Source organism: Streptomyces flaveolus, assembly GCF_000716535.1.
Lineage (GTDB): Bacteria > Actinomycetota > Actinomycetes > Streptomycetales > Streptomycetaceae > Streptomyces > Streptomyces flaveolus_A.
The window spans coordinates 1-10,689 of record NZ_JNWV01000084.1 but is presented as its reverse complement, the minus strand read 5'-3'; the positions used below and the strand labels follow the sequence as shown (position 1 = coordinate 10,689).

At 68.7% G+C, this 10,689-nt stretch carries 11 protein-coding genes and 1 pseudogene; 5 read left to right on the top strand and 7 right to left on the bottom strand.

The genetic code is table 11. From position 1 onward, the window contains the following. Positions 1 to 453: 453 nt before the first annotated feature. Positions 454 to 820 (top strand): annotated as a pseudogene (locus tag OO52_RS46685) (ATP-binding protein); the annotation flags it as partial. A 557-nt stretch (positions 821 to 1,377) separates the two neighbouring features. Here the strand turns inward: OO52_RS46685 and OO52_RS51305 are convergent. The 4 genes from OO52_RS51305 to OO52_RS44755 form a co-directional block, all read right to left on the bottom strand. After that, the gene (locus OO52_RS51305; RefSeq protein WP_158712675.1) at positions 1,378 to 1,794 is read right to left on the bottom strand and encodes a hypothetical protein; all 417 of its coding nucleotides are present in this window, start codon (positions 1,792 to 1,794) and stop codon (positions 1,378 to 1,380) included. Positions 1,795 to 2,737: 943 nt separating this feature from the next. Then, the gene (locus OO52_RS44765) at positions 2,738 to 3,190 is read right to left on the bottom strand and encodes a PRC-barrel domain-containing protein (protein ID WP_030659096.1); all 453 of its coding nucleotides are present in this window, start codon (positions 3,188 to 3,190) and stop codon (positions 2,738 to 2,740) included. Positions 3,191 to 3,226: 36 nt separating this feature from the next. Continuing rightward, a complete protein-coding gene (locus OO52_RS44760; protein WP_030659094.1) occupies positions 3,227 to 3,793 on the bottom strand; it encodes a PRC-barrel domain-containing protein in 567 nt (188 codons plus the stop codon). Between the two features lie 1,183 nt (positions 3,794 to 4,976). After that, positions 4,977 to 5,735 carry an SDR family NAD(P)-dependent oxidoreductase gene (locus tag OO52_RS44755; RefSeq protein ID WP_030659092.1) on the bottom strand — a complete coding sequence of 253 codons (759 nt, stop codon included), beginning with the start codon at positions 5,733 to 5,735 and terminating at the stop codon, positions 4,977 to 4,979. A gap of 187 nt (positions 5,736 to 5,922) precedes the next feature. Here OO52_RS44755 and OO52_RS44750 point away from each other — a divergent pair, with 187 nt between their 5' ends. Further along, on the top strand, positions 5,923 to 6,240 hold the full coding sequence (locus tag OO52_RS44750) for an ArsR/SmtB family transcription factor (protein WP_030659090.1): 318 nt from the start codon (positions 5,923 to 5,925) through the stop codon (positions 6,238 to 6,240). Between the two features lie 55 nt (positions 6,241 to 6,295). Then, on the top strand, positions 6,296 to 6,964 hold the full coding sequence (locus OO52_RS44745; protein ID WP_324608333.1) for an MBL fold metallo-hydrolase: 669 nt from the start codon (positions 6,296 to 6,298) through the stop codon (positions 6,962 to 6,964). Positions 6,965 to 7,333: 369 nt separating this feature from the next. On the opposite strand, the gene OO52_RS44740 is transcribed toward OO52_RS44745, so the two are convergent. Beyond that, complete coding sequence (locus OO52_RS44740; RefSeq protein WP_030659087.1) at positions 7,334 to 8,062, bottom strand: SDR family oxidoreductase; 729 nt, start codon at positions 8,060 to 8,062, stop codon at positions 7,334 to 7,336. Positions 8,063 to 8,137: 75 nt separating this feature from the next. On the opposite strand from OO52_RS44740, the gene OO52_RS44735 reads away from it, so the two are divergent. After that, on the top strand, positions 8,138 to 8,515 hold the full coding sequence (locus OO52_RS44735; RefSeq protein WP_030659086.1) for a MerR family transcriptional regulator: 378 nt from the start codon (positions 8,138 to 8,140) through the stop codon (positions 8,513 to 8,515). 325 nt (positions 8,516 to 8,840) lie between these two features. On the opposite strand, the gene OO52_RS49130 is transcribed toward OO52_RS44735, so the two are convergent. Together OO52_RS49130 and OO52_RS44730 are read right to left on the bottom strand one after the other, a co-directional pair. Beyond that, entirely contained in the window at positions 8,841 to 9,110 is a 270-nt protein-coding gene (locus tag OO52_RS49130) for a hypothetical protein (RefSeq protein ID WP_199820070.1), read from the bottom strand. 414 nt (positions 9,111 to 9,524) lie between these two features. Continuing rightward, positions 9,525 to 10,094 carry a hypothetical protein gene (locus OO52_RS44730; protein ID WP_030659082.1) on the bottom strand — a complete coding sequence of 190 codons (570 nt, stop codon included), beginning with the start codon at positions 10,092 to 10,094 and terminating at the stop codon, positions 9,525 to 9,527. Here OO52_RS44730 and OO52_RS52365 point away from each other — a divergent pair. After that, on the top strand, positions 10,093 to 10,689 hold a 597-nt coding region (locus tag OO52_RS52365; protein WP_031031638.1), incomplete at its 3' end, for a hypothetical protein. The two genes, OO52_RS44730 and OO52_RS52365, sit on opposite strands and share 2 nt — an antisense overlap.

The following is a 10,689-nucleotide window of genomic DNA, read 5'->3' as shown; positions in this document are numbered from 1 at the left end:
GGGAACCGTACTGTCGCCCGCCACCCAGGAGATCACCCGCCTCGCCCGCCGCATGCTGCTCGCACACGGAGCCGCCCAACGGCCCGCGCGGGACGGCCTGCGCACATGATCGGGGGTTTCGCCGGCGCACTCTCACGCTCTTCCGCGCCTCGTTGAACCATGTGATCACCCGGCCGGCGGCGAGGTGGGCGGAGCCTCCTCCCTGCTCACCCTGCGGGGTTCGACGGCTTGCTCGTCGAGCAGGGGTGAGGAGATCGGACCCGGCCGGGCGGGGGAACCGTGCCCACACGACGGCGATGCGGCGCGTATCGGGGCAGCGGCGCGCATCGGGCCAGCGGTGCGTATCGGGACAGCGGCCTGCTGACATACCGCCGGGGGCCGTGCCCCGGCCGTGGTCGAGCGTCAGGCGCCGTCCGCCAGCGTTCGGGCGTTGCCGCGGACCTGGACGTGCGCCAGCTGGTGAACGAACTGGTCGAGGCCGCGAACGAGAAGCAGCTGAACAAGACCATCCACGCTACGGCCGCGTCGATCTTCTCTGCATCGACGAACTCGAACACTTCGAACTCGACCGGCACGGCGCGGAACTGCTGTTCCGGGTTCTGACCGAGCGTGAGGAGAAGAACAGCGTTGCCATCGCCTCCAACGAGTCGTTCGGAGGGTGGACCAAGACCTTCACCGATCCCGTCTCTGCGCGGCCATCGTCGACCGCCTCACCTTCAACGGCGCCATCATCGAGACCGCAACCGACTCCTACCGCCTCGCCAGCACCCGCGCGCGAGCGGAAACGCCGACTACGGCCAGTGCGAGGAGCACCTGCTGAAGGGCGCCGGTCAAGGCCGGTGACGCGGTGATCAACGGAACCTCGTCCTCGCTCCGCCTGTTCGTCACGGTCGAGCCTATGGTTGTCACACTCTCTCCGTTCAACCGCCAGGAGGCGCACCCGACGCAGCGTCGACAGCGGCGGGTGCACCATCCGTGCATCCAGTGTGGGAAGTGCCCCCTGTCAGGGCATCAGGTGGGACGGCAGGAGGGTCTCCCGTCACCGCTGCGGATGTGACACAAGGACACCGGCCCGGCCGCAAGCCGAGCGACACGGGACGCCGCGAGGCCCTCGGCACCAGGGTCAGACCCGGCCGGTCGCATTCTTCGAACAGCGCCCAGAGCGGCAGCTTCCCAAGCCGAGGGCGCGAGTTCGGCTCTCGTCACCCCCTCCATACTGAAGGCCCAGGTCAGAGACCTGGGCCTTGTTGTCGTGTCTGGTGATCAGTGCCGCGTGCCAGAAGCGCGACAGATTCACACCGCGAGGGGCAAAACCGGCGCGCAGAAGCCACAGCGTCCGGCGGATCGCGTGGTGGCACATGACAGCGCTGTCGGCGATCACCTGGACATGCGTACCGTGAAGTCTTCCACCTTGCCGGATTTCCATTCAATGTGATCCTGAACTGACAAGTAGTTCGAATCCCGATTCAGGCGCAGCTGCTCGCTCGCGTTGTTCCACGTGTACCAGGCGTACCGGGCGCCGGGGACGTACTTGCTGGGGGTCAGCTTCTTCGTCCGGCCGTTGTCCCAGGGGCAATCCCTGGTCGAGTCGTGGTCGCACGTGGAATAGGCCCTGACGTAGAGACCGCAGCTTTCCGAAACAGTTACGTCGACGCGGCTCAGCCTGTCATTGCTCGAATACCACGTGCCTGGAAGCTTACTTGTGGTGAGGCAAGCGGCTGCCTGATTCGCTGAGACGAGCGTGAACGCGACCGAGAGGGAAAGCGTCAAGGCGGCCGTGATGAGCAAGGCCATGACCCTGGGTAGTGGACTACGGGCAAACGAGACGTGTGTCATTGCGACCTCCGATGGCGGGTACCAGCAGGAGCATTCCGTGGTCGTAGAACACGCCCAACTGGTCTTGCCGCTTGGCACCAGGCACGACCAGCGCAATGCGGGAGAGTTGACGACGACTCGCTGAAGAGCGGACGGCGGACATCACATCCGACTCTCGCTGGTCATCAAGGTAATTCCAGTCAACGCCGATCACCCATATGCCGCAAGTGGAGCGCGATGCGCTGCGTGCCCGCTGATCGGCTGTTTGCGCGACCACGCGATCTCCAGGTGGAACGGGCGGCACGAGCCGTTGGGGTCCAGCCCTCAGGAAGGGCAAACCAGATGCTCTGGGCAACGGGCTATCATTGGACCTGGCAGCCGGTATCCCCGGGCGGGAGATCGGCGGTCAGCCCGGTATCCGGGGCGATTTCCTCGAAGAGCACACGGGCGAACGCGCTCTCCGTCTTCAGCTGGGCCAGGTACTCACGGGCCACCGACGCCCAAGCCCACGGGTGAGGTTGATGAACAACCTGGCCGACGCAAGGAGCGCGCCGCGCCGATGACCAGCCCTTCTCCCGTGGACGACGACCGCCGCTGCCTCCGCCCGGTTCTCGCCGTGCCACTCCTCCCGCTCACCGTCATCGCCGCGGACTTCTGCTGGACGGCACCGACCACCCGGCCGTCCGGGCCTTGGGACCATGGACGGGCAGACCGGCTCAATCACCGTCTGCTTCAGCCCCGTTCGGGTGGCGGGCTGGTCTGAGGCGCCCACCAAGGCGAGAGGAGTGGGTGACAGCCGTCTAGGTCGACTCGCCGGAGGTCCACCGACGCCGAACCGGCCGAGCTGATGGCATTGGCCTGATCCAGGCGCGGATTTCACGTGCGTCACCAGCGCACCAACCGAACGGGGAGCAACGGGGCATCACGGTGAGCCGACGGCACCGGTGAGGGCAGGTTCGGCGCGCACCACCGCGGCATAGGAGCCGAGGCCCATCAGGCGCGCGCCGGCGATCTCCCCGAGGGCGGTGTAGAGCGTGAGGATGCGACCGGAGACGGGGTCGAAGGCGATGTCCCTGACCGTTCCGTGCTCGGCGCCGTGCTCGGTCAGCACCCGGCTCCCGAGTGCCCGATGATGGGCAGGCACACGGTCCTGGCCCTGCTCGGCTGTGACACGTGAGTGGACGATCACCGCGTCCGTGCCCACCGCCTCCACAGCGCTCCACGGCAGCGCTTCGGTGCGGTCGGCCGCGCCGGACAACCGCACCGCGGCTACCGTGGCGTCGTGTGCGTCGACGGTCAGGTCCGCCACCTTGCCCACGGTGGTCGCGTCGTCGGCCGTGATCACCGGTAGGCCGAGGGCCTGGGAGAAGAGCATCGCGGGTCCTCCTACGTCGGGCGGAGCGGCGCCTGGTCAGCGGTGCCGCATGTGAGTGAGGAAGGCTTCGACCTGGGCGGCGAAGCTGGGCAGGTCGTCCGTGACGAAATGCCGTGCCTGCGCGGGAACGACGAGGGCATGACCGGAGACGGCCAGGGACTGGCCGCGCGGCACGAACACCTTGCGGTGCTGCGGGTCGAGGTTGTCGTTGGCGGCGACCTCGAAGCCGACCACCCGGCCGCTCGTCCCCGTCTCGATGACCACGTCCGCCACGGTGCCGATGTCGATGCCTTCTTCGGTGAGGACCGGAGCCCCCGGGACTCGGCCGCGATCGGCTTCGCCGCGTCCGACGACCGCGTCCCGGTCCTCGAAGAGAGCCTTGCTGACGATCATCACCGCGGATGGCCCGACCGCGTGCACGTGGGAGAAGGGAAGGCTCTGCTTCAGCGGCCCGGCCAGCAGGCCTCGCCCGCTGAGGGTGAAACCGGTGATCCGGCCCGCCGGCCCGTCGAAGACGACATCCTTGATCTGTGCCACCGCCTCCCCGCCGAGTGTCACCACCACTCGTCCGGACAGCTCGGAGGCGAGTACGAGGGTGTTCACCGTCCGCCTCCCCGGCCGGCGCGCCCGCGGTTGACCGCGATCACCGTTCCGGACCGGCGTCGTGCCTGAACGAGGACCACCGCCCCGGCGAGCAATGCCACCACCGCGACGAGGACGACCAGCCACAACCACCACATCGTCTTCCACCTCCCTGCCGTCGGCCATCCGTCGTGAACCGAGATGCGCTCAGCGACCTCTTCGTGGTCTCCTGTTGCCCTCTGTACTGGCAGACACGCCTGCGTTTCGGAGTGGGATACCGGCCATTCACGTCCGCAACGTGGCCCGCGCATCGGGCACTTGTTCTGGCGCCTCACCGCAACCGGCAGGAACCGCCCTCCCACCTGCGAAGGCCGGACGCAATCGTGTCGCCGAAGACGCCGCACGCCACAATGCTGTTGTGCCGGCCGACGCCCTTCACTGACCGTCCACGGCCCCCGTGCCGCACCGGGCCGAGTTCCTCACCCGGCCGGCCCCCGCCCCTCGGATCGGCTGCACATGAGCAGAAGCCCACGATGACACGGGACCGGCGCTCCAGTCGCCGGCGATGGACCCGTGCGCCGGAGCAGACCATTTCGATGACTGCCACGGGCACCTGGTTACGAACGGTCAGCGCTTGCCAGGGAGTCGCGACTCGACCAGGCAGGACGGATCGGTTGCGTGACTGATCAGGAGAGCCGCTCCCGTGCCACCGCGATGTCGTCGCGCGGGAGCTTGAACGCCCTGTCGGAGTCCGGGTGCTCGTCGTCGAGGCGACGGAAGCCGAAGCAGCCACCCTCGATCGGTCCGAAGGAGATGCCCAGATGCGCGAACGCGGCCGTCAGCTCGTCACGGTGGGCTTACAGAGCTGCGGGAGTGCCGGCCGGATTTCCACCCGGCCCAGCGCGATCTGGAGCGGTGCGACCGTCCCCGGCCCCCGGATCCGTCGACGCCGGACCCGGGGCACTGCTCGCCCCTCACTCATCGTAACCGCGCTGATGGCGCAGGGTGACGCCGAGGAGGATCTGGCCCCGGCCATGCCGGTGGACTCCCCGATCCTGCGGGCTCACCTGCATGCGGCCGGGGCCCGGAAGAAGGGGTACCGGCGGGCGAGCCGGCCGAACCACGCCATCTGCCGGTTCCCGTGGCGGGCCGATCACGAAGATCCACCCAGAACCGGCCCAGGAGCCCCGACAGGGCATGCGGATCAGACCAGTTCCAGCCCGCCGTCGATGGTGAGGATCTGGCCCGTGAGCCAGGTCGACGTGGGATCGGCGAAGCGAACGATCCAGGACGCCACTTCCTCAGGCTCACCTCGCCTGCCGAGAGGAATCTGTGCGGCCTGCTCCTTCTTGACCCGTGCCACGTCCTCCTCGGTGAGACCGCTCATGGACAGTGCCTCGCTCTCCGTCGGGCCGGGCGCTATGGAGTTCACCCTGACCCCGTCCTCGGCCAGTTCGAGCGCCCAGGTACGTGTCAGCTGTTCCAGCGCGGCCTTGGAAGCCGCGTAGTGGGCGGCGCCGGGCTGCGGGCGGTGGCCGTAGGTGCTGGAGATGTTGATGATCGAGCCATGACTGCGGCGCAGATGGGGAAGTGCCGCTTGGACGAGCATGGTGGGCGCGATGACGTTGAGGTCGAACAGATCAGTGATGCGCTCGCGTGTCACCTCTTGGAGGGAGACGCGAGCGGTTGCGCCCGCATTGTTCACCAGCACGTCCAGTTGCTTCCACCGGTCGATCGCCTCGCCGATGATCAGCTCGGGAGCTTGCTCCGAGCGCACGTCGACGGCGAGGGTCGCGATGTTTGAGTGGACGGCGGCGGTCTCTTCCAGGGCTGCCTCTCGTCGGCCCACACCGAGGACGTGGGCCCCCGCCTCGGCCATCGCGATCGCCGTGGCTCGGCCGATCCCCGAGCCTGCGCCGGTCACGATCGCGACGCGACCGTCGAGGGTGGGCTCAAGCTTCATGACGGTACTTCCTCACTGTGGTGACAGGTGGCTGGACCGAAGCGGGGCCCCGCCGGGCATCGAAACCCCGCTAGCGCCCTCCTCGTATCGCGCGGCCTCTGCGGCGAGGCAGCGTGAGAGCTTCCGGGGCGGCGCCGGAAACCCACGATAATCGATTATCGTCGATGTTCGAAGTATGCTGGAAGTCATGCCCAGAGAACTGACCCATCCCGACCTCGAAGCCGTCACCCTCGCGAAAGTGCTGTCAGCCCTCGGCGACCCTGTCCGCCTCCACGTCATGAACATCATTGCGGACGGCAACGAACACACACGCCAAGACTTCAATGTGCAGCTCGCACAGTCCACCTTCAGTCACCACATCAAGGTGCTCCGCGACGCCGGGCTCCTTCTGCAACGTATGGAAGGCACGCGCTGCTACGTGTCCCTGCGTGACGAAGCACGGGACAGGTTCGCCGCCGTACTCGACAGCGTCCTGGCCACAGACAGAGCCGAACGCGTGAAATGATCCGTGCCGGCCGCTGCTCAAGGGTCGCGGCCCGGACGATCGGACCGCACGGGGGATGGTTCGGCCGTCAGTTGCGATGGAGCTCCTACCGGGAGTTCGGGCGTCGCCAGCAGATCAGCGCGCGTCCGAGGGTGAGGAAGGTTCCGTGGACCTCGTCATCACCACCCACCTTCACACCGACCATGTCGGCTGGAACACCCGTCTCCTCGACGGACACTGGAAACCGACGTTCCCGCACGCCCGCTACCTCACCAGCCGCGCCGAATGGGACTACTGGGCCTCGGCCGAAATGGACGAGGCGCGCCGCCGGATGTTCCGCGACTCCGTCTGTCCCGTCCGCGACAGCGGTCAGTACGACGCCGTCGACGTTTCCGAACACGGGCGCGAGGTGGCTCCCGGCGTTCGCCTCGTCCCGACCCCCGGACATACTCCCGGGCAGGTCGCCGTGGAAGTGCGCGGCACCGACCGCACGGCTCTGATCACCGGCGACAGCATCCACCACCCGGTGCAGCTGTCACACCCCCACATCACCAGCTGCGTCGACACCGACGCACAGCAGACGGTGCTCACCCGGACCCGGCTCCTGGAGCAACTGGCCGGCACGGACAGCCTGCTACTGGGCACCCACTTCCCCGTTCCGACCGGCGGCACCGTCCACACCGATGGCACCCGCTACCGCCGGCGTCCCGAGCCCGGCACCCCGGCCGCACCGTCCGCGTCATGACCCGGAAGCCCCGGTCAGCATTGCGGCACCCGGCGAGAAGGGGGGCGACCACGTGTCTGTGCTGTGACGAGGTAGCAGCAACAGCCTTGGCCTCCCTGGTCTCCCGACCGGCGAGCACCTCCGGGGCAGCGGCCCCCAGCCCGTCGAGCGTGACTGTCACGGCCGGTGTGGAAGCCGGTGATGATCACGGGATCCGGCGAAGGCATCTGATCTCTCCTGCGACGCGGACGGCTCTTCGACGTCGCCTTCAGCACCCCCGAACACCTCGACCAGCGCATCCGACGTGGCTTACGACGCATGCCCTCAGCAGAGGTGTTCGAGAGGCCGACGAGAAGCAGGAGACCGAAGTCCGTGCGGCCCGAGGGGCCCTCAGGCCGCCGTCAGCGCCGCCAGGGCGCGGTCCATTGCGGCGTTGAACTCTTCCGGCGTCAGGGGCAGACGGGACTTGACATCCCGACTCCACTGATCGGCGAGGACCTCGGCGGAGCCCGCCTCGACACCGTCGAGCGCCGCGTCGGCCAAGTCCGACGGAGCGATCTTGTCCACGGGCCAGCTCGCGGCCATGTCGGTGTCGGCCAGGCCGAGGTGTACCGCTGTGACGAGCGTGCCCTGCTCGGCGAGCTCCAGGCGGACGCCGTTGGTCATGGCCCAGGCGGCGGCCTTGGACAGGTGATAGGCACCGGCGCCTCTGCCCCCGAACCACGACATGGCGGAGAGGACGTTGACGATCGCGCCCCCGCCGTTCCTGGCGAGCGCCGGCGCGAACTTCCTGATCATTTCCAGGTGGCCGAACGTGTTGGTCTCCAGTTCGCGCCGTACCGCGTCCGGCGAACCGGTCACCAGGTCGGTCCCCGTACTGATTCCCGCGTTGTTGATGAGTAGCGAGACGTCCGGAGCGGCCGCGGCGGCGGCCCTCACGGATGCGGGATCGGTGATGTCGAGGGGCAGCACCTCGACCCCGGGCAGGTCCACGGTCTCCGGTCGGCGGGCCGTCGCGTAGACCTTGCGGGCGCCCCGTTCGAGCAGGCGCTGGGCGAAGGCGCGGCCCAGGCCGCGGTTGGCTCCGGTGACAAGGGCGACGGAGTTGTTGATGTCCATGTCCGGTACGCTAAAACCTGACGTTGACGTCAGAGGCAAGTGCTGGCCGTCAGAGCCAGGGTGAGAGGAATCACCATGTCTGTCCCAGCGGACGCGACCGAGCGGTTGATCCGCATCGGCGAGGTGGCACGGGGGGCCGGCGTCTCGGTGCGCGCCGTGCGCTACTACGAGCAGCAGGGGCTGCTCACCCCGGAGCGCAGCCCGTCCGGCCAGCGCCTGTACCGGCAGGAGGCCATCTCCCTGGTCCGCTTCTTCCAGCAGATGTTCGCCGCCGGCCTGACGAGCCGAACGATCACCGAACTCCTTCCGTGCTGGGACTCCGGGCACACCGACGCCGATCAACGAGCCATGCTGCGCGTCGAACGCGAGCGCATCCAGGCCAAGATCAACGACCTGGAGGCCGCGCGGGACCGCCTCGACGAGGTCATCGCGATCACGGACACGCATCCGTAGGCGCGGTCGGCCAGACGTCCCCAACGGCCTGGCCTCGCTGTCTGGGTTGGGCAGTTCGGGCCGGGCGGAGACCAGCGCGGTGGGGTGGTTCTCCGGAGTGCTGACAGGACGGCGTAGGGCGGTCATGCGAGGGAAGGCCTTGACCCTGATGTTGGACACACAGGGCACTGGATCCGAGCCGGAGCGTGCTGACCCCGAGGGCGCCGAAGCCCTGAGCTCGGCCGGGGCCGGGACGGTACCGGCCATGGGTGGGTCGTCGAACGGCTCGGACTCGTCGGCAGGACGGACGGTCAGGTCCCGTGCACAGGTGGGAAGGCAGGGCGGTTCACACCTGACGGGGACGAGGCGGCCGTCCGGGTCGCGATGCTCCGGACACGCGGCGTCGGACCTGCCCGGTCACCATGGGAGCACACCGGTGCGGTCGGTCACCGTACCGGTGCGTGTCGGACCCCAGGATGGCGATGCGCACCGCCGCCTCGGCACCCTCCTCGACGCTGTGGCCGAGCCGGCCGGTGAATTCGGTCGCCGTCTGCCCTGGGTCCGCCGCATTGAAGCGGACGTCTGGAATCGTCTTGGCGTACTGCATGGTCAGCATGGTGACCGCGCTCCTGGACGAGCCGTAGGCGGCGAGTGGGGGCGACACGGTCGGTTCTATCAGGGTTCCCGCCTCACTGTGTGGGGTGGTGGGATTCAGGCCGACCACGGGTCGGTGGCCGAGGGGTGGCGTCGCGCCCATTTCGCACACCGATGTACGTGCCGCCTCCTCCCGCTCGGCGGGCGCGCGGGGGCCCCGTGGGGCGCTTGAGCTCGATGGCGAGGAGCCGGTGGAGTCGTCCCGGCGGCTGCGGAACACCAGGGGTGAGAGTCGTCCCGAAGAACTCGCACAGGTCGCACCTTGCTCGACCTCGGCCGCACGGCAGCTCAGGGAGGTCAGCGCGCCTGCACAGCGGCCTACGGCGCCGTGTGGACCACCACCCACACCTACACGCTCAGCGCCCCGTGCTGACCGTCAGGGCAGGAGCGGGGTGACGGCGCGGGCGTGCTCCCACATGCCGTGCAGTTGCTCGAGTGGCCGTTGCTGTTCGCCGTGCAGGGCGTTGAGGACCACGAGGCCTCCGGTCAGGGCCGGCACCGCCCACTGCACGCAGGCGAGCTGGCGCTGTGCCTTGGCGGTGTCGATGGGGTGCTTGGCTGCCTTCTCGGTGTCCTGGGGGTCGGGGGAGGAGGCGAGTTCGATCTTCTTGCCCAGGACGCGGGCATAGGCGGTGGCGGCCAGTGCCGCCGCGGTGACGACCGTCTTCGCGGTGGTGGAGCCGGCCACGCCTTTCTGCTTGCACACCCGGTGGGCGTTGACGGCGAGCAGGCCCCCGCCTCCGTAGAGGTGCGCAGCGACCGCGGCCGCACTGACCGGCATCCACTTGGTCCAGCCGGCTGATGCGATGCGCGCCCGGGCGGTCTCCGTACCGCCTTCCTTCTTGGCGGCCCCGTTGAGACCGACCGCGCCCATCAGGGAGCCACCGAACCACGCGGCCAGCCCCAGATCGTGCAGGCTGCGGATAACGGTATTGCGTCCGGACATGGCGGTGCTCCTTGCAATGCGGGACATCGGTGAGCCGATGAAAGGGCAGGTCTCCGATCACCCTCGCCCGGCCATGGGCTGCTCGCGATCGCTGATCGCCCAGTCGTGGCCGGTGAAGGTGGCGGCGTGGACGGCGCGGGCGGGCGGCCGAGCCCTGGATTCGCAACGCGTCGAGGGCCTGTTCGCGAGTGGCCGGCCGGCAGCGGCCGCTCCTTTTCGCGGCCCAGCTGCCGCCGACGTGAACGCGTCGATGTTCACCCGGTTGAGGACGTGCCGGATCAGCCAGTCCGCAGGGCGAGCGCATCTGCGCTCCCTGGTGCCTCCGCGTTTCCCGCTGCACCTCATCGGCCATGCAGCGGTCTGTCAGCCCGAGCCGGCGGACGGCCTGCTCCACGATGACGCACCGGGCGAAGCGCAGCGCGATCGGGTGATCATCCGGTCCGGAGGGATGCGGGGGAGCGCGCTGGTGGGTCGGCTCATCACCGATCATGTGCGGAGGCCGTCCCGCGCGGGCCGTTGGGCGGCTCCGTGTGCGAGCAGCATGCGGCGGGCGAGGCGGGTGATCTCCTGGGTGGCGGGCGACAGTACGGTTCCC

Bases quoted from the DNA above. Each gene is read 5' to 3' on its own strand.
- OO52_RS51305 (WP_158712675.1), bottom strand. From the start codon at position 1,794: ATGGCCTTGCTCATCACGGCCGCCTTGACGCTTTCCCTCTCGGTCGCG.
- OO52_RS44765 (WP_030659096.1), bottom strand. From the start codon at position 3,190: ATGCTCTTCTCCCAGGCCCTCGGCCTACCGGTGATCACGGCCGACGAC.
- OO52_RS44755 (WP_030659092.1), bottom strand. From the start codon at position 5,735: ATGAAGCTTGAGCCCACCCTCGACGGTCGCGTCGCGATCGTGACCGGC.
- OO52_RS44750 (WP_030659090.1), top strand. From the start codon at position 5,923: ATGCCCAGAGAACTGACCCATCCCGACCTCGAAGCCGTCACCCTCGCG.
- OO52_RS44745 (WP_324608333.1), top strand. From the start codon at position 6,296: ATGGTTCGGCCGTCAGTTGCGATGGAGCTCCTACCGGGAGTTCGGGCG.
- OO52_RS44740 (WP_030659087.1), bottom strand. From the start codon at position 8,062: ATGGACATCAACAACTCCGTCGCCCTTGTCACCGGAGCCAACCGCGGC.
- OO52_RS44735 (WP_030659086.1), top strand. From the start codon at position 8,138: ATGTCTGTCCCAGCGGACGCGACCGAGCGGTTGATCCGCATCGGCGAG.
- OO52_RS49130 (WP_199820070.1), bottom strand. From the start codon at position 9,110: ATGCTGACCATGCAGTACGCCAAGACGATTCCAGACGTCCGCTTCAAT.
- OO52_RS44730 (WP_030659082.1), bottom strand. From the start codon at position 10,094: ATGTCCGGACGCAATACCGTTATCCGCAGCCTGCACGATCTGGGGCTG.